This window comes from Nocardia sp. NPDC003999 (genome assembly GCF_053604885.1).
On the sequence record NZ_JBSGIB010000007.1, the window covers coordinates 283,920 to 304,936 of the forward strand.

20 protein-coding genes and 1 pseudogene are annotated in these 21,017 nt (G+C 67.0%); 13 read left to right on the forward strand and 8 right to left on the reverse strand.

Annotated elements, in window-relative coordinates; all coding sequences use genetic code 11:
• Positions 1 to 22 precede the first annotated feature (22 nt).
• Both ACWESM_RS17385 and ppsA read left to right on the forward strand, forming a co-directional pair.
• Positions 23 to 577 (forward strand): flavodoxin domain-containing protein, encoded by a 555-nt coding sequence (locus tag ACWESM_RS17385; RefSeq protein WP_364425282.1) that lies wholly within the window; start codon positions 23 to 25, stop codon positions 575 to 577.
• A 26-nt stretch (positions 578 to 603) separates the two neighbouring features.
• Positions 604 to 2,931 (forward strand): phosphoenolpyruvate synthase, encoded by a 2,328-nt coding sequence (gene ppsA, locus ACWESM_RS17390; RefSeq protein WP_452492557.1) that lies wholly within the window; start codon positions 604 to 606, stop codon positions 2,929 to 2,931.
• Here ppsA and ACWESM_RS17395 read toward each other — a convergent pair.
• From ACWESM_RS17395 to ACWESM_RS17405, 3 genes are read right to left on the reverse strand one after another with little or no spacing between them, the layout of a single operon-like run.
• Complete coding sequence (locus ACWESM_RS17395) at positions 2,909 to 3,808, reverse strand: universal stress protein (RefSeq protein WP_397278388.1); 900 nt, start codon at positions 3,806 to 3,808, stop codon at positions 2,909 to 2,911. The genes ppsA and ACWESM_RS17395 overlap by 23 nt on opposite strands.
• Positions 3,809 to 3,833: 25 nt before the next feature.
• Positions 3,834 to 4,436 (reverse strand): Rv1733c family protein, encoded by a 603-nt coding sequence (locus ACWESM_RS17400; protein WP_452492558.1) that lies wholly within the window; start codon positions 4,434 to 4,436, stop codon positions 3,834 to 3,836.
• A gap of 29 nt (positions 4,437 to 4,465) precedes the next feature.
• Positions 4,466 to 5,455 carry an Acg family FMN-binding oxidoreductase gene (locus ACWESM_RS17405; protein ID WP_452492560.1) on the reverse strand — a complete coding sequence of 330 codons (990 nt, stop codon included), beginning with the start codon at positions 5,453 to 5,455 and terminating at the stop codon, positions 4,466 to 4,468.
• Positions 5,456 to 5,854: 399 nt separating this feature from the next.
• Between ACWESM_RS17405 and ACWESM_RS17410 the strand changes: the two genes are divergently transcribed.
• Both ACWESM_RS17410 and ACWESM_RS17415 read left to right on the forward strand, forming a co-directional pair.
• Positions 5,855 to 7,648 carry an AMP-dependent synthetase/ligase gene (locus ACWESM_RS17410; RefSeq protein WP_364425272.1) on the forward strand — a complete coding sequence of 598 codons (1,794 nt, stop codon included), beginning with the start codon at positions 5,855 to 5,857 and terminating at the stop codon, positions 7,646 to 7,648.
• A 95-nt stretch (positions 7,649 to 7,743) separates the two neighbouring features.
• Positions 7,744 to 8,172 carry a hypothetical protein gene (locus tag ACWESM_RS17415; protein ID WP_452492562.1) on the forward strand — a complete coding sequence of 143 codons (429 nt, stop codon included), beginning with the start codon at positions 7,744 to 7,746 and terminating at the stop codon, positions 8,170 to 8,172.
• 112 nt (positions 8,173 to 8,284) lie between these two features.
• Here ACWESM_RS17415 and ACWESM_RS17420 read toward each other — a convergent pair whose 3' ends face one another.
• A complete protein-coding gene (locus tag ACWESM_RS17420; protein WP_355078182.1) occupies positions 8,285 to 8,494 on the reverse strand; it encodes an Rv1535 domain-containing protein in 210 nt (69 codons plus the stop codon).
• Between ACWESM_RS17420 and ACWESM_RS17425 the strand changes: the two genes are divergently transcribed.
• Positions 8,477 to 8,743, forward strand: a complete 267-nt coding sequence (locus tag ACWESM_RS17425) for a hypothetical protein (RefSeq protein WP_355078183.1) — start codon at positions 8,477 to 8,479, stop codon at positions 8,741 to 8,743. The genes ACWESM_RS17420 and ACWESM_RS17425 overlap by 18 nt on opposite strands.
• A gap of 48 nt (positions 8,744 to 8,791) precedes the next feature.
• Here the strand turns inward: ACWESM_RS17425 and ACWESM_RS17430 are convergent, their stop codons facing one another.
• A complete protein-coding gene (locus tag ACWESM_RS17430; RefSeq protein WP_364425267.1) occupies positions 8,792 to 10,669 on the reverse strand; it encodes a glycosyl hydrolase 53 family protein in 1,878 nt (625 codons plus the stop codon).
• A 77-nt stretch (positions 10,670 to 10,746) separates the two neighbouring features.
• Here ACWESM_RS17430 and ACWESM_RS17435 point away from each other — a divergent pair, with 77 nt between their 5' ends.
• The 6 genes from ACWESM_RS17435 (at position 10,747) to ACWESM_RS17460 (ending at position 16,945) form a co-directional block, all read left to right on the forward strand.
• Positions 10,747 to 11,679, forward strand: a complete 933-nt coding sequence (locus ACWESM_RS17435) for a response regulator transcription factor (RefSeq protein WP_452492564.1) — start codon at positions 10,747 to 10,749, stop codon at positions 11,677 to 11,679.
• A gap of 192 nt (positions 11,680 to 11,871) precedes the next feature.
• Positions 11,872 to 12,489, forward strand: a complete 618-nt coding sequence (locus ACWESM_RS17440; protein WP_355078186.1) for a TetR/AcrR family transcriptional regulator — start codon at positions 11,872 to 11,874, stop codon at positions 12,487 to 12,489.
• A 214-nt stretch (positions 12,490 to 12,703) separates the two neighbouring features.
• The gene (locus ACWESM_RS17445) at positions 12,704 to 14,422 is read left to right on the forward strand and encodes a CocE/NonD family hydrolase (RefSeq protein ID WP_452492566.1); all 1,719 of its coding nucleotides are present in this window, start codon (positions 12,704 to 12,706) and stop codon (positions 14,420 to 14,422) included.
• A gap of 310 nt (positions 14,423 to 14,732) precedes the next feature.
• Entirely contained in the window at positions 14,733 to 15,089 is a 357-nt protein-coding gene (locus ACWESM_RS17450) for a DoxX family protein (RefSeq protein ID WP_364425257.1), read from the forward strand.
• Positions 15,090 to 15,270: 181 nt separating this feature from the next.
• Positions 15,271 to 16,161 (forward strand): fumarylacetoacetate hydrolase family protein, encoded by an 891-nt coding sequence (locus ACWESM_RS17455; protein ID WP_364425255.1) that lies wholly within the window; start codon positions 15,271 to 15,273, stop codon positions 16,159 to 16,161.
• A 34-nt stretch (positions 16,162 to 16,195) separates the two neighbouring features.
• Complete coding sequence (locus tag ACWESM_RS17460; protein ID WP_452492569.1) at positions 16,196 to 16,945, forward strand: IclR family transcriptional regulator; 750 nt, start codon at positions 16,196 to 16,198, stop codon at positions 16,943 to 16,945.
• A gap of 211 nt (positions 16,946 to 17,156) precedes the next feature.
• Here the strand turns inward: ACWESM_RS17460 and ACWESM_RS17465 are convergent.
• Positions 17,157 to 17,444: pseudogene (locus ACWESM_RS17465) on the reverse strand (nuclear transport factor 2 family protein); the annotation flags it as partial.
• A gap of 239 nt (positions 17,445 to 17,683) precedes the next feature.
• Between ACWESM_RS17465 and ACWESM_RS17470 the strand changes: the two are divergent.
• Entirely contained in the window at positions 17,684 to 18,364 is a 681-nt protein-coding gene (locus tag ACWESM_RS17470; protein WP_452492570.1) for a class II aldolase/adducin family protein, read from the forward strand.
• Positions 18,365 to 18,527: 163 nt separating this feature from the next.
• Here ACWESM_RS17470 and ACWESM_RS17475 read toward each other — a convergent pair whose 3' ends face one another.
• Positions 18,528 to 19,007: an SRPBCC family protein gene (locus ACWESM_RS17475; RefSeq protein WP_379252204.1), complete on the reverse strand. Its 480-nt coding sequence runs from the start codon at positions 19,005 to 19,007 to the stop codon at positions 18,528 to 18,530.
• Positions 19,004 to 19,897 carry an NAD(P)-dependent oxidoreductase gene (locus tag ACWESM_RS17480; RefSeq protein ID WP_364425245.1) on the reverse strand — a complete coding sequence of 298 codons (894 nt, stop codon included), beginning with the start codon at positions 19,895 to 19,897 and terminating at the stop codon, positions 19,004 to 19,006. Before ACWESM_RS17480 ends, ACWESM_RS17475 begins: the two co-directional genes overlap by 4 nt.
• A 139-nt stretch (positions 19,898 to 20,036) precedes the next feature.
• On the opposite strand from ACWESM_RS17480, the gene ACWESM_RS17485 reads away from it, so the two are divergent.
• The gene (locus ACWESM_RS17485; protein ID WP_355078195.1) at positions 20,037 to 20,780 is read left to right on the forward strand and encodes a GntR family transcriptional regulator; all 744 of its coding nucleotides are present in this window, start codon (positions 20,037 to 20,039) and stop codon (positions 20,778 to 20,780) included.
• Positions 20,781 to 21,017: the final 237 nt, after the last annotated feature.

Consider the following 21,017-nt stretch of genomic DNA (forward strand, 5'->3'; position numbering starts at 1 on the left):
GCCCGCGAGCAGAATTTTCGGCGTGGACCAGGACCAACACCGCATCGCCGTCGTCTACGCGACCGAACAGGGATCGACCCGCGACATCGCCGAATTCATCGGCACCGAGCTGTCGGGTCGCGACGCGATCGTCCAACTCGCCGATATCGACCACGCGCCCGACCTGTCCAACTTCGACACCCTCATCCTCGGCAGCGCGGTCCACAACATGAAGCTCCTGCCTGCCGTCGCCGACTACGCACACGCCCACCACGACGAGTTGGCGAGAAAGGACGTCTGGCTGTTCAGCGTCGGACTCGCCCCGGCACTGCGCGGACCGATCGGACGCCGACTCGGCCGGCTCGTCCCGAAGAAGATCGCCGCCCTGCGCGACGACATCGACGCGCACGACTATCGGGCGTTCGCCGGACGGTACGACAGCGACGGCATCTCGCTGCGAACCCGGATGCTCTACCGGCTGCTCGGCAAAGGCCGCTACGGGGATCTCCGCGACTGGGCAACGGTCCGCTCCTGGACAGACACCATCGCCCGGAGCCTCCGGCTGCCGCCCGCCCGCTCCACCACCATCACTCCCTGAGCAGCCACAGTCCGATCGGAGCCGTTATGGGCGACTACGTGACCGACCTCGCCGATCTGCGGCTGACGGACGCAGACCGCGTCGGCGGCAAGGGCGCGAATCTCGGGGAGCTGGTGGCGGCGCACCTGCCGGTGCCACCCGGGTACGTGATCCTCAAGTCCTGCTACGAAGAGGTGATCATCCACGGGCCGCACGGCGCCGAACTCGACGCCTTGCACGCCGAGGCGCTGCAAGCGGCATCGGAGGGCACTCGCTCCGACGACGCGCGACTCGACGAACTGTGCACCCGTATGCGCACACTCGTGCACCGAACACCGATGGCGGCAGGAGTGCACGACGCCGTGCTGACCGCCTACCACCGGCTCGGCGATTCCGTTTCGGTCGCGGTGCGCTCATCCGCCGTCGGCGAAGACAGCGCGACCGCCTCCTTCGCGGGAATGAACCTGTCGCGAACCAATATTCGCGGCGACGACCGGCTGATGGATGCCGTCGTCGACTGCTGGGCATCCCTGTTCACCCCGCGCGTACTCACCTACCGCGCCCGTCGCGAGATGCACGAACGACCGGATATCGCGGTGGTGGTGCAACGTATGGTCGCCGCCCGCAGGTCGGGCGTCGCCTTCACCGCCGACCCCGCGACCGGCCGCCGCGATCGCGTGGTCATCGAGGCAGCGCGCGGCCAAGGCGAAGTCGTGGTCTCCGGAGCGACCGAGCCCGACACCTACATGCTCGACGCCAAGGGGCCCACGCTGATCGCCGCGCGCACCGGCCACCAGGGATTCGCCATCGTGCCCGGGCCCGACGGTGACCAACGGATCCAGCTGACCGACGAGGAGGCCGCGGCTCAGGTACTCAGCGAAGACGAGGCCTTATCGGTAGCCCGGACGGCCTTGCAGGTACAGCAGCTGCACGGTGGCATCCCGCAAGATGTCGAATGGGCATTCGACGACGCGCGGCTCTGGCTGGTGCAGGCCCGGCCCATCACCACGCTGGCCGGCCGCGCGGATACCGGAACTCCGGCGCGTGCACCAGCCCCCACCCAGGTCCTGTTGCGAGGTCTTGCCGCCGCACCCGGCCGAGCCAGCGGCGCCGTCCGGATCTTGCGCTCGCCGTCGGAGGGCTCGGCACTGCGGGTCGGCGAGGTACTCGTCGCCGCCATGACCAATCCGGATTGGCTACCGACCATTTCGCGAGCATCGGCACTGGTCACCGATAGCGGCGGGATGACATGCCATGCCGCGATCGTCGCCCGCGAACTCGGCGTGCCATGCGTGGTCGGCACCCGCACCGCAACCACCACACTCACCGAAGGCGCCGTCGTGACCGTCGACGGGTCCGCGGGTCAGGTGCACGCCGGGCGATCGGAACCGGTGCACGCCGCGCCCAGGCCGTCGGAGCCGACCGCCCCGGCGGAACCGACCGCGACCCGCGTCTACGTCAATCTCGCTCTACCGGATGCCGCCGAACGAGTCGCGGCCACCGACGTCGACGGTGTCGGGTTGCTGCGCGCGGAAACGCTGATCACGCAGGCCCTCGACGGACGCCACCCCCGGGATCTGATCGCCCGCGGCGAGCAGGACGCCTTCGTCGAACGGCTGTCGGCGCCCTTGCACCGGATCACAGCGGCATTCGCCCCACGGCCGGTGATCTATCGCGCGACCGATCTACGGAGCAACGAATTCCGTGACCTCGCCGGCGGGACACGCTATGAACCCGACGAACGTAATCCGATGATCGGGTACCGCGGTTGCTACCGCTATATCCGCGAACCCGAGGTCTTCGCGCTCGAACTCACCGCCCTGGCCCTCGTCCGCGAGAAGACGCCGAATCTGCACTTGATGATCCCGTTCGTGCGCACTCGCTGGGAGCTGGAGGCCTGCCTCGACCTCGTCGACACCAGCCCGCTGGGCAACCAGCGTGGACTACACCGCTGGGTGATGGCCGAGGTGCCCTCGGTGGTGCACTGGCTCCCCGAATACGTAGGGCTGGGCATCGACGGCGTCTCGATCGGTAGCAACGACCTCACTCAGCTCATGCTCGGCGTCGACCGCGACTCCGCCACCTGCGCCGAGTTGTTCGACGAATCCGACCCCGCCGTACTCGACGCGATCGGCAGGATCGTCGAGACGGCGCGACGGCTGAAGATCACGGCCTCGCTGTGTGGGCAGGCCCCCTCGACACGCCCCGAATTCGCCGAACACCTGGTACGGATGGGCATCACCTCGATCTCGGTGACGCCGGACGCGGTGCCCGCGGCCCGTCGGGCGATCGCCGCCGCCGAACGGCGCGTGCTACTCGAGCAGGCACTCTCGATGCGAAACGACGCCCGCGTCAGCTCTGACGCACCACGATGACGGGGCACTCCGCCGTATGCAGCAACGCCGCGCTGGTGGAACCGAGCAGCATGCCGGTGAACCCGCCGCGGCCGTGGCTACCCACCACGAGCAATTGGGCCTCGTCCGATTGATCGACAAGAGAACGAACCGGCCGGTCACGCACCAGCACACGCCGCACCGGCACCTCCGGGTAGCGCTCGCCGAATCCGGCGAGATTCTCGGCGAGCAACGCGTCCTCCCGTTCCCCCACCGCATCCCAGCCGGGCACGAGATCGATACCGCTCGAATCGCTCCACGCGTGCAGCGCGATCAGCCCGACCTTACGGCGCGCGGCCTCCTCGAAGGCGACTTCGATAGCGGGCACGCTGTTGTCGGTTCCGTCCACCCCGACCAGCACGGGCTTTCCCGCGGAGAAGGTGTCGGTCGCCGAAGTCGAGCGCACAACCGCGACCGGACAGTGTGCGTGCCGCGTCATCGCCGTGCTCACCGATCCGAGCAACTCGCGTCGATACGCACCGAGCCCGCGGCTGCCGACGACGAGCATTCTCGCGTGCTCGGACCGGGCCAGTAGGTCCGGGATGATCGGCTCGAGCGTCGACTCGGTACTGATCGCCAGCGCCTCCCCCGATGCCGTGGTCCTGGCGACGCGGGCAGCCTCGGTGAGCACCCGTTCCCCGTCCTTGCGCAGCCATTCCATATCGGATTCGGTCAGTGTGGCGCCGAGGCCGAACCCGGGCGGCACAGCGACGGACGTCACGATGTGCAGTCGGGAACGATGCAGCGCGGCGTCGGCCGCGGCCCACGCCGCAGCGTGATACGAGCTGGCCGAACCATCGACGGCGACGACGATCGGCCGATCCGGCGGTTCCACGTGCGCGGTCGAGTTCTCCGTCATGGCGCTCTCCTCGATCCCAGGTCCGTCATTCCATGTCCGTTCCGATCGGTCCGCTCAGACGCCGCCATTCGGCCGCCAAGCGAGCGCCACGCATTCGGTCGAGCAACCGTGCGGTAGATGAAGCCGAAACCATCGCACCGAAACACATTCCGACAAAGGTGACCGAGCCGAGCGCGACTCCGGCCCACAGCGCGTCCGAGTACGGCCGCGGCGGTGTGGTTGTCTTCCCGGCCGAATCGAACCACACCGTGACGTGGCTGCCGGGTTCCGCCGCGCCGGGGACCGGGACGGTCGCGCTGCCTTCGCGGCCGTCCCGGCTCCACCGCACCGGCGCTTGGAACCGTGCCCGTGCGTCGTCCTGTCCAGCGACTGTCAGCACCGGTTCCGGTGCGCCTGCCACCGTCGCCGTCACGGCCACCTTGGCGGAGTTCTCCACCCGGATCCGCTGCGCGGCCTTCGTGCTGCCTGCCGTGCCCGCGACGACGGCGAGCGGCACGGCGATCAGCACTGCCATCGCGGCGAACAGCCGCACCAGTGCCTCCCACCGGTCCGAAGCGCGCATCAGTGGATTGCCGTTCCACGGCCGGCATCGCCACAGGCGAACCGTCCGCGACGGATACCGCGCCACCTTGGATCACCCCTCCGGGGCACGCCTCGTCATGAACCCGCACGATCCAGCGGATGCACCACCTCGTCGAGCGGGCGGCGCGGCGTGGGCGGGACCGGATCCGCGCTCGGAACCGCCCAACCGATCCGCACGATCATCTGCGGATGCGCGCTGTCGTCGAGAACGTGGGCACGGATGCGTTCCCTGGTGTCGGCCAACTCCATCGGCTCCGTCAATGGGCAAGTGGCCAGCCCGAGCGACGTGGCGGTCAACAGCACCGCGCTCGTGGCCTCACCGGCCCGCAGCTGGGACAACCGATCGTCACTGCTGGTGCTCAGCAGGATCATCCGGTCGGCGGCATCGATGTCACGCACCACCGCCTGCGGCAATCCCGGGTTCGAGAACGGACGCACCGTGGGGTCGGCCTCGGTCGACACCGCGTTGCGCGCCGGCACCCCTTGCGGCGCCGCGTGCCTGCCGCTCCACTGGGCGAGTTCGGCGCCGTAGGAGACGTCACGAGCGTGCTGCCAGGCCGCCTGTTCGAACGCTCGCAGCAACTGGGTCCGCGCCGGTTCGGCCTCGACATCGCGCACGAGCACTCCCGTCGCCACCCCGGCGGCGACGATGGCCTCGACATGCGCGGACGGCACCTCCCACGAGCTGAAGCGGCGGCGATCCGTGCTGCGCTTGCCGATGGCGCGCGCCAACTCGACGTGCTCGGGCGTGCATGTGGTCGGACGGAATTCCACGACGGCGAGATGCTCGGGCACGGCCGGGTTCGGTAGCCGATGGATCACCGTCTCCCACCCCTCCGCACGAGCGGCGACGCGCAGATGATGCAACGCCGCACCGCAACTCAGCAGCAGGTCACGTCCGTCAGGGTCCGTGTGCGGGAGCCTTCGGCTCTCGTCGGCGTACAGGTGAACGGTCTCGCGCCCCAGCCGCCACTGCCAGGGCTGGGTGTTGTGCACCGATGGCGCACGAGATGCCAGCGCCAACGCGGATCGCAGTGTCTCGGAATCGGGGTGTGTTCTCGGCATCGCTTGCCTCTCATCGAGATTCGTCCGGCAGGCGCGAAACCCGGATCCGCAGCCTCGCCACCGTCCAGCACGAACTCCGAGCCGGTCCGGCAAGTGGCCTCGGTGACCAGGAACCGGTAGGCCCGCTTTCGCCTGGATTCAGCATCGCGCGAACCAGTGGCGCAGGTGACGGCCGAAGGTCACCGAACAGCGGGCACTCTGGCACGTCACCGGCTACCCAGAACCTGGGCGTGCGGCGTCGTGGGCCTACCACCCAGCACTGAAGAGGACCTATGTCCTTACGCGCGACTGCCAACGTCCATCGCCGCATCGATGCGCCGCGGACCATACTCGGTAGTGCGCGGCTCACCTAGGTCGAGCGCATCGTGCGCCCTCCGGCAGCGCCGAGGAGGACCGATCATGCGGGAATTCGGACTGCCGGCTCTGTACCAAGTGCCCGCCGAGGCGAACCTCACCGACTTGATCGAACGCAACGCCGAGCGGTACCCCGATCTGACCGTCATCTCCCGCAAGGTAGGGGGCCGCTGGCAGGATGTGACCGCCGCCCAGTTCCGCGCCGCGGCGTGGGCGACGGCGAAAGGACTGATCGCCAACGGCATCCAGGCAGGCGATCGCGTGGCCATCATGTCCCGCACGCGGTACGAGTGGACGTTGCTGGACTTCGCGATCTGGTACGCGGGCGCGATTTCGGTCCCCGTCTATGAAACTTCCTCGTCCGAACAAGTGCAGTGGATCGTGTCCGACTCCGGCGCGTCCGCCATCGTCACAGAGACCGATCGCCACACGGCCGTGGTCGCCGCAGTACGCGACCAATTGCCGAAATTGACGCACAGCTGGCAGATCGAGGCCGACGCCATAGCGAACCTGACGGCGGAGGGCGCACGGATCAGCGACGCCACCGTCGTGGAGCGCCGGGCCGCCGTAGCGGCCGACGTGCCTGCGACGATCGTGTACACCTCTGGTACCACCGGCCGCCCGAAAGGGTGTCAGCTGACCCACGGCAACTTCCTCGCCGAACTCGGCAACATCACCGCCCGGATGCCGACGCTGTTCCGCACCGGAGAGTCCTCGGTGCTGTTGTTCCTGCCGCTGGCACATGTGCTCGGCCGAATCGCCGAAGTCGCGGCGGCCTACGTCCCGGTCGACATCGCGAACGTCAGCGATGTCAAAGATGTCACCGCCGAACTCGGCGCATTCCGGCCGACGTTGATCCTGGGCGTGCCACGAGTCTTCGAGAAGGTGTACAACACCGCACGCGCTCGAGCGGAACTCGCCCACCGCGAGCGCGTCTTCGATCTGGCAGCCACGACCGCCATCGACTACGGCCGGGCCCGGGGCGCCGGGCACATACCGCTCTCGCTGCGGATCCGGCATGCGCTGTTCGACCGGCTGGTCTACCGGCGGCTGCGCGCCGCGCTGGGCGGCCGCGCCACGCACGCCATATCCGGCGGAGCGCCACTCGGGGAACGCCTCGGCAATTTCTACCGTGGAGTGGGATTCACCGTGTTGGAGGGCTACGGGCTGACCGAGACATGCGCGGCCGCCACGTTCAATCCGGACGACCGGCCGAAGATAGGCACGGTCGGCCAACCGCTCCCGGGCTCCTCGGTCCGGATCGATGAGGACGGCGAGATCCTGTTGCGCGGACCGAACGTGTTCACCGGGTATTGGAACAATCCGCGTGCCACCGCCGAGTCGTTCCGCGAGGGTTGGTTCGCCACAGGCGACCTCGGCACTCTCGATGACGACGGGTACCTCACCATCATCGGGCGCAAGAAGGAGATCATCGTGACCGCCGCCGGTAAGAACGTGGCTCCCGCGGTGATCGAAGACCGCATCCGCGCCCACGCCATCATCGGTGAGGTGATCGTCGTAGGCGACGGCAAACCGTTCGTCGGTTGCCTGGTGACCATCGACGATGAGCACTTCCCCCTGTGGAAACAGCTGCATGACAAACCCCAGGACGCCAGTGTCGACGATCTCGCCGCGGACCCCGATCTACTGGCCGCTGTCCAGGCCGCTGTCGACGACGGCAACCGAGCCGTGTCGCGCGCCGAGGCCGTCCGCAAATTCCGCCTGCTGCACACCCAGCTGACCGAGGACAGCGGATATGTCACCCCATCGTTGAAGCTCAAACGCAACCTCGTACTCCGCGACTTCGCCGCAGAGGTCAGCGCGATATACAGCGAGTGATCGCGGACTGACGCAACACCCGCTCCAACTTCTCGCCAGAGGTAAACTTTGGTTTGCTCGTAGGTGTCCAAATGGTGAACGCAACGGAGTGACCCATGAAGATTTCCGAAGGCGTGGTGGACATGATCGCCCGGACGGCCGGCGCGACGACGGCCGCGGCAGGCGCCGTGGGCGGCGCCGCTGTCAACGGTGTGATCGGCGGCATCCAAGGTGCCGCGATCGGCGTGAAGAAGGGGCTCGGCAGCGGCAGCCACTCGACACCGGCGGCGGCACTGACTTTGGTGGCGGTCGGTGCCACGGGTCTGGTGGACTGGCCGGTGCTGCTGGGTGTCGGCGGCGCTACCTTGGTGGTTCAGAAGCTCGGGCAGCGATCGGGCAGGCTGCCGCCGCCCGAGGCCGGTGATCGCCCCGGGCGCCCCGAGCCGCACGCGCAGAGCGGCCAGTCGGCCCGCCGAGACGACGAGCGTGCGATTCCCGCGCCGGAGAGCGCGGGCCGGACGCAGCGCTCGCCGAGCATGCATTAGTCGTGGCACGTGGACCTGCGGTACGCCCCGGTGGGTCGGCGGCAGGCGTTGTCGACCGCTGTCGCCGACATGCCCCGTGGCTGTTCGCCGCGGGCGGTCGGCAACGGAGTGATCAGTCGACGATCTCGACGACCCCGAGGCGCCACAGCACTGCGTACAGCTCACGCAACGGCACGGCCAGAACCTGCGTCAGCGCGCCCGTCAGCTGATCCGAGCCGCCGCCTGCACCATTTGTCATCACACTGGACACCGTGCGGATGCCAGGCATCGACCTATCCAACACACTCTTACCGGAAGGTAAAAAATGGCCGAAAAATCGCATACCGGCCACCGGAATGCCGTAGATCGCGTGCTGGCCGCGCAGGGTTTCGCGGTGGAACTGCCGGTAGTGGGCCGGGTCCGCATCCCTCGACCCGAACAGTTGGCGTACTACGGTGCACTCGGCGCGCTGGCTGCGGCGGAGATCATCGAATGGCCCGTTGCGGTGGTCCTCGCGGCCGGTCACTGGCTGGCGCAGGACCAGCACAATCGCGTCGCTCACCAAATCGGCGAAGCCCTCGAAGAGGCCTAGATCCAGCGCTCGGGCCTGGGGCTGTCCGGTCGAGCGTGGCGTACGGCGCTAACGTGGCCCGGCGGCTTCGGCTATGAGTGTGTTGGCCCTCGACCCCGGATTCTCCTTGAAGGCCGAGAGCGCAGGAAGAGGGCGCCAATCGGCGTCGAAGAGGGCGTGGGCGCGAAAGTAGTCGACGGACCGCTCGACGCTGTCGTCGATGAAACATGCTCCCCACCAGAACAGTCCGCATCCTGTCGACAGGTTTCCAATGGTTCGCAGAGCGGATCTGAGGTATTCGTGCTGGCCGCGCGCGTCGAAGGAGAACTCCCGCTCGATGTCGGTGTAGGTACGGTCGTTCCCCGCGATCGGTCTGAAGGGATACGCAGTCTCGCCGATCAACACGCTCTTGTGCGGTCGCGATGCGCAGAGGGATTCGATTCGGCGCAGCCGCGAAATCGTAGCGTCGTGATGTGCCAGTGGATAGAACGACAGCGACACGGCGTCGTAGTCGACGTCGAAATGGTCCGCGTACCGCAACCACCACTCGGCGCCCTCGACGTCGGCGCCGCGGTCGAGATGAACAGAGATGAGGGTGGAATCGGCGGTTTCCCGCACGCCCATCGTCGCCGCGCGCAAGAGTTCGGACAGAATCACCCATTGATCGGCTGAATTCCAGTCGCTGTCGACGCCGTCTTCCGGGTGTAGCCGCGCGCCGCTGCGTGGATCCTGGCCCGGCTCCGCCCACAACATCCCGTTGGTGATTTCGTTGCCGACTTGCACCATGGCCGGCTGGATGTCATGACGGCGGAACTCGGTGAGGGTGTGTGCGGTGTAGCGGCGAACTTCCTCGATCAGCGTCCGGATCGGCAGCGATGCCCACGCCCGTGGCTTGCACTGTTTACCCGGATCCGCCCAGGTGTCGGAATAGTGCAGAGTGAGACATATCGCGAGTCCGGCGGATCGAGCGGCCTGAGCCAAGCCGATGGCGTGCTCGAGGTTCATCGGCGAGTTGTCGTCGACCCATACGCTCAGGCGAACGCTGTTCACTCCGTGGTCGGCGAGTGTCGTCGCGACCTCGTACGCGCGCCCACCCGGGCAGTGCGACAAGTCGACTCCGTGAAAGAAGTCGGTGACGTGCCGGGATGGTCGTCGTGCGGCGAAATCGCCGGTGTGCCGGGCCGACTCGGCTCGAATGTTCGTGTAGCCGCCCGATCCGTATCCTCCGTCGGCGAAGTCCAGCCCGAGAAGCAGCCGACAGTAGAATCTGGCTCTGGGATGGCGGCTGTTCCCGATACTGGATTCCGCTCCGGTATGGCGTACGACATCGGGAACGAGGCGGTAGGCGTCGAGCCGCACATGCGCCGCGGCCGGATTGATGGGCAGTTTCCAGAAGTAAGGGAACGCATCGTGTCGCTGTACGGACTCCGCATGGGCGTACATCTGGAAGTCGAGCGGATCCTTGAGTGGAGTCATGATCTGCAGGAGTTTGACCGCACCCGCGAGTCCGACGAGATACCCCTCGGTACCGGCCCCGCCGATCAGGTCAGCGTAGGAGAACCTGCCGCTGGTCGAACGAATCCGGCCCGGTGTGGCCCTGCTGCTCAGAAAGACGAGATCACAGTCCGGAGGGAGTCCCCACTCGTCGACGTCGTGGGGTAGCGGAGAGATCAGCTCGGCGTCGTCCTCGAGCACGATCGCCCACGGAATCCTGTGGTCGACGATATGGCGCCAGAGCCTGATATGACTGATCCCGCAGGCAGCCTCCAGCGACGCCCAGCGGCCGAAGTCCTGGACAACTTCGCCCTGCTCCGGATGATCGAAATCCAGCGTCCGCCCGTCGGTGGCAGGCCACCGCTCGAAGAGCATCCCGTGGCGCGCCAAATTCTCGGAGATCACGGTCAGTCGCTCGGTGTCACGATCGAGATTGACGACAAATGTTCGCATACATTCCCCCGGCAAACTTGCGCGCGCTTCCGGTGCAGCGTGCTTCCTGGTCCGCTTCCCGGGCGAACCATCCTTCGATGCGGCCGACGCCGTGTCGATCCAAAGGGGCGGTCCGCCGGATACTTACGGAGACCAACGATAATTTCGGTGCTCCAAGGCGGATATACGAAGAACTTCGTATATCGTTCTCAGCTCGAGCCGATCTCCGGGAACCGGTGCTGCACAATGCTGGAATGGACGCTGTGCCAGGGGGAGACGCCAAACGCATCCACGATCTCGCATTGCAGATCATCACCGAGAAGGAGCCGGTGCGGGTCTGGCCGCTGCTGATGGAACGCTTGACCGCCGATCTACCGTGCGACTTGGCGGTTCTCATCGACCTGAACTGGCGGGCAGGAACCGGCCATGCGCTCACCGGATCGCCGGACTGGCTACACGAGGCACCGCTCGACGCACTGATCCACGCGCATATGCGGTCTCACCCCCTGCTTCGGCATTATGCGCTGACGCGAGACAAAACCCCGCTGACGATGGATGAGGTAGCCGACGATCGCTGGTGGAAGGGTGAGGCATACCGGGCAGGAAAGGATGCCATCGGCATCGACCGCCAGCTGGCGTTGCCGTTGAGTTCCGAACCCGGCCGGATCCGCGGCGTCATCATGAGCCGCAGCGGTGGCGGGTTCAGCGACCGGGATCTCGAATACGCCGCGCTCGCCAGGTCGCTGCTCGACACGGTCGAAGCGCACGAGGCGGCAGCCTTCGCACACCACACGATGCGCGCGGATCCCGCGGAGTACAAGATCACTCCCCGGGAGTCGGCGGTGCTCGCGCTCCTGTGCGACGGCCTTACCGCGCATGCCATCGGCACCCGACTCGGGATCAAGGCGGCGACGGTGACGAAACATACCGAGAACCTCTACCGCAAGCTCGGTGTGCACGATCGCATCGCAGCGCTGCGAAAGGCCCAAGCCCTCAACCTTATTCCCCCTACGCCCGGACAGCAGCGATAGCGGTAGGACACCCTTCGAAGGCCGTCGCGGCCATACGGGTCACTTTCTCTCGCGGTGCTCGGACGGCTGTGGGAAGCCTCCCGCGGGACCGGGAGCTGAATTGCCCGGTAGGCTGAAACAGATTTCAGTGTGTGTGGAAACTTGGTCGCACGCAGTCGGGAAGTGCGGAACCGGCAGAGGAGACGGTGGAACATGGTGGCACGAGCGGGGCGGGGGCCTCGGGGCGAACGTGGCGCGCAGGCGGACCGCATCCTCGCAACGGCGCGTAAGTCCTTCGCCGAGCGAGGTTACAGCGGAACCTCGTTGCGAGCCGTGGCGAAGGCAGCCGAAGTGGACCCCACCCTGGTGAACTACTACTTCTCCAACAAGATGGGACTGCTGAAGGCGGCGCTGGAGCCGCCGGAATCCTTTGGTGCGGCAATCGGGGAGGCCGCTCGAGTGCCACTGGAGGAGCGCGGACGAGCCTTTGTCGAGGCGGCGCTGCGCATGTGGGACGATCCGGCCACCTCGGAGATTCTGCGGTCGATCATCCTCGCCGCGAGTCACGAGCCCTTCGCCATGGAGCGCCTCCGCGCCGTCTTCTCCGATCTTGTCTTGCAGGTGGTGTCGGCGAGCCTTCCCGACGACGAGGCCGGCCTGCGGGCGGACTTGGTGGCCACTCAGATCGTGGGACTGGCCATGACGCGTTACGTCTGGGCCCTCGACAGCATCGCCGATCTGCACACGGAGCAGGTCGTCCGCCTGATCGGGCCGACCGTGCAGCACTACCTCACCGGTCCCCTGGGCGTGGATGTTTCGGAGACCGTCTGAGTGGCGGATGACCCCCCAGGGATGAGTCGGTCGGCGCCGCGGTCGAGTACGCCGGCGGCCGCACCATGCTCATCACCGTTCGCCCCGCCGAGCGCGGCGCGCGGGCCGCCGACGACAGATATTTCAGCATGTATGGAAATTACTCTTGCCTGTAGCGGGGCGCCGAGCGTACCGTGAGCCCGTTAATTTCTGTATATGTGGAAATGAGGATGCCGTGGCTCGGGTAAGAGCAGCCGGTGCGGAGCCCGGTCAGCGTCAGTTGAACGGACCGCAGACCACAGGTCGCGAGTATCGCGACCTGTCCCCCGCTCTCCACGGGACGACCCGCGAGAACAATGTGCCTGTCCTGGTCCGTGACGGCACCAGGCTGCTGGCCGACATTCACCGCCCCGACGCCGACGGGAGATTTCCCGCGCTCATCGCGGCGGCACCCTATCCCCGCCAACTCCAGGACCTTGGCGCCCCCGCGGCGGTCATCGAGGCCGGCACCACCGACTTCTGGGTTCCACGCGGCTACGCCCATGTCATCGCCAACCTTCGTGGCACTGTGGGCTCGGACGGCACCTACACCTTTTTCGACGAGCAGGAGCGCCAGGACCTGTTCGACCTGGTCGAGTGGGTCGCGGGGCAGCCGTGGTGCGACGGCAACGTGGGCATGATCGGCATCAGCTACTACGCCATGACCCAGATGGCGGCGGCCACCCAGCGCCCACCTCATCTCGAGGCCCTGTTCCCGTTCAATGTCACCGTTCAGGCCTGGGAAGCCTCTTACCACAACGGCCTGTTGAGCCAGGCTTTCATCACCCCGTGGTTCCGTGCGCTAGGCGTCCTGTCCGCCCACGGCGACTCTCTCTACCGCAAGGGCCTGTCTCGCCTCCTGCGCAGAATTCTCGCGATTCCCGCCGTCCACCGCCGGTTCAGGCACACCGACGGCGTCCAGGCGACTCTCGGCCTGCGGCTGGTCAGCCGCTTCCGCCACGATGCCCACCCATGGGAGGCCCTGTTGAACGCGGTGACCGCCGAACACCCCACCCGGGATGCGTGGTGGGACGACCGCGACCTGACCGAACTGTTGTCCCGCGTCGACATCCCCGTCTACCTCGGCGGCGAGTGGTCCAACGTCCCCCTGCATCTACCCGGCCTCTTCCAAGCCTGGAAGGCCCTCGCCCACAACCCGCACGTGCGCATGACCATGCTCGGGGAGCACAGCTTGCCCTGGCCATGGGAGAGCATGCACATCGAGGCCCTCGCCTGGTTCGACCACTGGCTCAAGGGGCGGGACACCGGCATTCTCGAAGGCCCCGCCATCCGCTACTGGCTGCCCGGGGCCGAACGGTGGCTCACCGCCGACTCCTGGCCCCCGCCTGCGACGCACATGGCCTTGTCGCTCAACTCCGACGGCTCCCTCACCGGCGACGAGCAACCGGGCGAGCGCAGCTACGCCACGGACGGCGCGAACGCCATGCCCGCAGAACTGAGTTGGACCAGCGATCCCCTTCTCGGCGACCTCGACATGGTCGGTCACCCCGAGCTACGGCTCACCGCCACCAGCAGTGCGGCCGACACGGGATGGATCCTGCTCCTGCAAGACGTCGGCCCGGACGGCAAAGCCATCGACGTCACCCAAGGCTGGCTGCGAGCCGGCATGCGCTATGTCGACGAGGACGCGAGCGCGACGGGCAGGCCCGTCCTCCCGATGAGGACGTGGGAGCCCGTCCCTGCGGGGGAGCCGGTCGACTACCGCATCCCGCTGGTGGCCAACGCCCGCCGATTCCGCCGCGGGCACCGCATCCGGCTCATCCTCACAAGCGACGACAGCCGCGAGGACTTCCGCCCCATGCTGCTGTTCAGTCACGCCCCCGTCGGCAGCCCGAGCATCAATACAGTGCACTCCAGATCACGTCTGCTCCTGCCGATCCTGGAAGGAGAGTGAACAGGGCGCCCGACAATTCGCCCCGCGCTCCCCTCGTCTACGACCGGACTCGGCAAGAGCACACCTGTACCGGGTGGCATCTCGAGCCACCCATATCACCTGCGGCTGGCGGCCCCGGACCTGAGGGCAGGCCCGCGCCGAACCACTGGACGGAGCCGTCGACATCGGCGAGATCCAGATCGTCGGCGTCAGCCCCACCCCCGAACCGAGGGGCTGCATTCGAGCCTCATATGAGGCAGACAGCACTCAGCTATGCCCACCGCCCTGACATCCAGGGACCAATTCTCGACATCGAAAACAGGAGATCGCCATGACCGCAACAACCATCCTCGCAGCTTTGCTCGCGATCGTTCTGCTAGGGGCCGGTACAACCATGACCCTGGCCGTCAGCTTCCAACGCGACACCGCGGCGCACCTCGGATTCAGCGTCAACGCCTTCCGCGGTATCGGGGCCTTGGAGTTGCTCGGTGCGATCGGAGTACTTCTGGGGCTGACGATCCCCGCCGTCGGCGCCCTCGCCGCAGTGGGCATCGTGGCGCTGATGGTCGGCGCCGCTATCAGCCACCTCCGCGTTCGCGACCGGTTCGCGCAGCTGATCCCAGCGATAGCGATCGCTGCCGTCGCGGTCGCGTATCTGATTTTGGTTGGGCAACAGGCAGTTTCGTGAGGCGCGTACCCGACGCTGGACTACGAGCGGACCGTCGCGGCCGTTCGACGTGACGCAGCGCCCGCACTCCACCGCCATTGCGCACGGGCTCCGGAGTAGCGAGCCTGTCGAGCGGCCCGGCTTGACATCCGTCTCGAAAGTGTGTGCACTTTAGCGAGTTCTTGATTCCTAAGGGGTTTTCATGTCGTCGCAGCAGTGGTGTCTAGTCCAGTTCGTCGGGAGCAACCGAGCGCAGCCGAGTGTCGGCGTGCTCGCCGACGGCGAAGTCGGCCGGGCGCCGGAGCCGCTATCGGGTCTCACTTTGTTGGAAGTTCTCGATCGGTGGGCCGAGTTCACGCCCCTGCTCCGGAATTTCCAGCCCTCGGCGCTCGAGGTCATACCGGATGTCGAACTCGTCGCACCTCTCACCTACCCCCGCAAGGTCATCTGCGCCGGGGCGAACTACTACGGACACGCGGAGGAGATGGGCACGCAGCGTCCGGATCCGGACGGTGAGCCCTTCTTCTTCCTCAAGCCACCCACCACGACGGTCCTGGGCGCGCACGACGACGTGCGTCTGCCGGAACGCGCCGACGTGGACTGGGAGGTCGAGTTGGCCGTCGTCATCGGCGCGGGCGGTCACGATATCGATGAGCGCGCGGCCCTCGATCACGTGGCTGGCTACACGGTCGCCAACGACCTGTCCGCTCGGGGACTGTTCCCGAGGAAAGACGCGGTCCTCGCACCATTCGGCTGGGACTGGTTCCAGCACAAGGCATTCGACGGGTCGTGCCCATTGGGGCCCGGACTCGTGCCCAGCTGGCAGATCGGCGATCCGCACGGCCTCACGCTTCGGCTGACGGTCAACGGGGAGATCAAGCAGGAAGCGTCCACCGCCGACATGGTGATCACGGTGCCGCGGTTGATCGCCGCCGCGAGCCGCGTGCTGACCCTCGAGCCGGGTGACGTCATCCTGACCGGTACGCCGGCCGGTGTCGGCCTGCCGCGCAACACTTTCCTCAACGCCGGCGACCTGGTCGTCAGCGAAATCGACGGCCTCGGTCGGCTGGAGAACAGAATGGTCGCGGCATGACCGGGAGCGTCCATCGTCGATGAGGGCAGGGACTATGCCATCCCATGAGTCGATCTCTTCGGCCGAGAACGTGCTCACGCTCCTCGTCGCTCTGCGCGAGAACGGTAGGTTGCGCGTGGCCGACGCCGCGGAACTGCTCGCGGTGACGCCTCCCACCGCACACCGGCTGTTGTCCACCCTCAAGCGGCACCGGTTCGCCGAACAGGACCGCAAACGCGCCTACCTGCCGGGACCACGGCTGACGCAATTCCGGTGGGGCGCCGAGCCACCACACGACCTCGGCGTCCTCGGCCATCCCTATCTGGCCGACCTTTCGCGGCGGTCGGGCTGTACGACTTTCCTGGTGACTCTGGAGGGCAACGGCTGCCGGTTCATCGACGGCGTCGAGAGCAGCCGTGCCCACCGCGTCCGGAGTCGTGTCGGGCACTTGCTGCCCGCACACACCACATCGGGCGGCAAGGTGCTCCTGGCCCAGCTTCCCGACAGCGAACTGGTCGCGCTCTACCCCGACCGCCACGTCCGAATGCGTGATGGTTCGACGCGTGAGCTCGTCGCGCTCCGTCGTGAACTCGGTGTCGTCCGCAGGCAGGGTTATGCCCTCTGCCTGGAGACGAACGAGCAGTGTGTGAACGCCGTCGGCGTCCCGGTCACCACCCGGCCCGGCATGGTCATCGCCGCGGTCGTGTTGGCGTGCCCTTCGGCGGGCTCCAGCCGCAGGCACCTCGTCGACCTCGTACCCGACGTCCGGGCGACCGCGTCCGCGATCGCCGAGAACTTCGCCTGAAGGTCGGGGCCTCGCCTCGCGCTGGTCACTCCAGCGTTGACGCACTCCCCCGGCCGCAGTCCTATCGGCCGACCGACCGCGGCCAGGCCTTGCGCCCCGCCATGAACCCGGCGGTCCGGACCGGCCCATAGTCGGTCGCGGCGGTGCGGTCGGCACCGGTCGGCGGCGCCTCCGGTGACGACCGCGACACGCCGTGGTCACGTCGGCTTGGTTACGCGAAAACCGGGGCCACGTCGAAGAAGACACGATAGCTATCGATCAGGCCGCTGTCACCGACAGTCCAGATCGACACCACCGGGATGGAGACCTCTCGGCCATCTTTACGCGCATAGGTGACAACCAGCTCGACGATGGTGTCGTTGCCCACGACCCACTCGTGGACGATCTCGTGGTGCATCCCACTGAGCATGCCGAAGAAGCCGACAGTGCCCGCCTCGACCGCCTCGCGGCCCTCGAGAACGGGGCCGTTGCCGAAGGTGGTCTTGCCATCATGGGCGAAAAGTCCCGCAAAGGGCCTTCGAGTCGAGAGTGTCGACCGCGTGGAACACGGCGGCGGTCAAAGCGCTGGTCATAATTGGATCCTTTCGAGATTAACTGCATACACCTTGACCCGATCCAGTCACGTCCGGCCATCTCCCTGAGCGCAAATTCCGCTTTGCGGAATGAACTGCCCGAAGCGAAGCGTCGATTTTCGCCCCGGGCTTGGCGCTGAGGCTAAAAAGTGCATACAGTTATCCGGTGAGCTCTTCCACCACCCAACCCATCGAAGTCCGGGTTTCCGACGCAGCGCGCGCCATGGCCACCATGGGGCTGATCGACGCGTTCGGGCATGTATCCGCCAGGGACTTCGACCACATGGTGATCACACCCGCCGCGGATCTCGAGACCGTCGAGGCGTCGAACTGCATCCGTGTCCCGTTGAACGCGACGTCTTTGCCACCCGGATGCCCGGCCGAGGCGTGGGCCCATTTGGCCCTCTACAACCGTTTCCCGGCGACCGGAGCGATCGCGCGGGCCCAGCCGGCGGCATCGCTGGCTGTCGGCATGCTCGCCGACCGCATCGCCCCGACCCACGGCCAGGCGTGCTGGCTGGGCGATTCCGTGCCGGTGTACCCCTCCGCGCTACTGGTCCGCGAAGCCGACCGCGGCCTGCGACTCGCCGAGGCGATCGGCGCGTCGGACGCGCTCATTCTGCGCGGCAACGGCGCGATCACGATGGCAGCCGACCCCGCCACCGCAGTCGCCACCATGTCGGTGCTTGCCGCCGCGTGCACCGTCTGGCTCGAGACGAGGGACGCACCAGTCGCCGCCATGTCGGCGGAAGAGGTTCGCTCATGGCAAGCCGTCAAACACGAGCTACTGCCCAGACTGGGGGCACACCTGCTGCGCAAAGCGGCGACGACGCGCGCCGCCCGATGATCCCACGCGCGTATGCCACCCAAGGCTCGACGCCGCTGAACTCCGTCGCCATGCCGACCGGACTGGATCAGGTTGCGGTGGAAGCGAATTCGGGCGTGTGCGTACCCCGACCAGGCGCACGGCCCCGCGCCGGAACGCGGGGCCGTCGCCCACGGTCCGGACGTCAGCTCATGGGCAGCGTGACGGACGCTTCTCCACCGGCGACCCGACGGATGGCCGCGAGCGTTGCGCCGACCGCCGCTATGTACTGCGTCGTCATTTCCTCGGCGTACGCCGCCTCCTCGGGAGAACCACTCTGTAAGCCTTCGAGCACCAGCGCGAAGCTGAACCGGAGGAACAGCTCCCCCTCGTCTTCCTCGATGTCGTTGACGATCGTGCCGAGGACCGGCCCCGAGATGCGCGTGAAAATCACCCGCTGCTGCGGCTGGAGGCTGACTCGCTCGGAATAGCGGTCGCCGAACAGCTCGATCTCGCGCTCGAACGTCACGTCATCGAGGCGAGCGGTGACGAGGCAGTGGGACATGGCCGGCACGAAGGGCAGCGCATTGTCGGCCTTCATGACCAGGCCCTGCCACACGGCAGTCCGATCGAGCGTCGGCTCGCCGGTCTCGTTGACCGGGAGGCGGTGAGTGACGTAGATCATTTGGTGACTTCCTGTGCGAGTGCGTTCTGGGCGGAGATCTGGTCGTGCACGCTGGCTATATCGAGTTCTCCCCAACCGTCGGCCAAGGCCTGGTCGAAGACCGCTTTGGCCGCCTCGAACACCGGCCGATGCTCGCCGACCTCGTGCAGGTGCGCCTCGATCTGGTCGAGGATCTCGTGCAGCGTCGCGATGGGCCCTGGAGCGGGCAGCCATGAGCGTTGCGCCATCACGGGACCTCGCTGCTCGAGCAGCGCCGAGCCCGCGATGGACGTCTCCAGGGCGCACTGGACCATCTCGAGGTCCAAGTTGTCGCGGCGGGCCAGCGCGATCGCTTCCGCGGCCGCGACCGTATGGGTCGCCACCAGCATGGAGGAGATGTACTTCAGGTGGGTGCCGGTCCCGAAGTCACCGGTTCTGACCCAGGGCCCCGAGATGGCGTCCAAGACGTCGGCGACTCGATCGATCGCCTCCGCCGCTCCGGAGGCGAAGATCCTGGCCAGCCGCGGGCCGACCATTCCGGGGCTGCCGCTGATCGGACAGTCGAGCATGGTGGCCCCGACATGCTGGAGCTGACGCATCAATGCGAGCTTGCGCGTCACCGGGATCGTGCTCATCTCGAGGTGGATCGCTCCGGGGCGCATCGTCGACAGCGTGCCCTCGGGTCCGCTGACCACGCGCTCGACGTCATCCGCGGTCGGCAGGATCGACACGATGACCTCGCACGAGGTGGCCAGTTCCGCCGGCGACGACGCGACGGTGCCGCCCGCGGCCTCGAGCTCGGGACAGTGGATGCTGCGCCGGTACCCCACGACGTCGATCCCCCGGGCCAGCAAGTTCTCAGCGATCGGCAGGCCCATCTTGCCCAGTCCGATGACTCCGATAATTCTCACATTGGTCACGTCCTCACGGGTTTTCGCGCGGGGAGGGGACGCCTTCGTCGACGCCACGACTCCGAAATACTGTATGCAGTTTACGCGGACGACATCCGAAAGAGAAGGAATATGTATACACATCGCTTACGCTAGGGGTATGAGTCGCAAAGTGCTCGTCCCGCACATCACCAGGGTGGAACTACCCGAGGCACGCCAAGCTATCCCGTATGTACACGCCTACCTGCGCGAAAGGATTCTCGACGGCACGCTGCGGCCTGGGACGAAGCTCTCTCAGGTGTCGCTGGCCGAGCAGCTCGGTGTCAGTCGCACGCCGTTGCGCGAGGTGCTGCGGATGCTGCAGGAGGAGGGCCTGGTCCAGATCGAACCGAACCAGCGCACCCGCGTCTCCATGCTCGACCCGCGTGAACTCGACGAGATCTATGCCAGCCGAGTCGTGCTCGAGTCGCTGGCCGTCGCCATGACAGTGGACAGCTTCGACGACGCCGCCCGAGATCACGCGACCGAGCAACTGGCGGCCATGCGTGTGGCCGCGGAGGAAGGTGAGACCGAGCGCTGGTTCGTCATCCACTCGGCGTTCCACCGCACGATCACCTGCGGCGCCGGTGACACCATGCAGAAGCAGTTGCGTCAACTGGCCGACCGGTGTGTCCGGTACATCCGGATCTACCAGGGTGGCGAGCCCAACAGCTGGCACAAGGCCGGCGATCACGAACACGCGCAGATTCTGTCCGCGCTGGTGGAGGGCGCCAAGGCCACGGCCCAAGCCCGCATGGCGAGTCACTTGGCCCACACCGCTTTCAAAGTATTGAGCGACACCTCGCCCGACTACCAGCCGACCGCTGTGCCATTGGCCTTGGAGATGGTCGGCGTTCCGGACTGACGGGTGAGCAACCGCCCTGCGGCCGATGGTCTTCGATGAGGTCGAGGCCCGGCTCGCGCCGTGGCACCGGCAGCCCGCGCGGCGGTTGCGTAGTCACCCCGCGTCACCACTGCCGATGCTGAGGTGGTGACGCGGGGCAGCAGGGGTCAGGACAGGGTGGTGACCTCCAGGTCACCGTCGGCGTACTGGGCGCGTAGCCGCTTCTTGTCGAACTTGCCCACGCTGGTCTTGGGGACC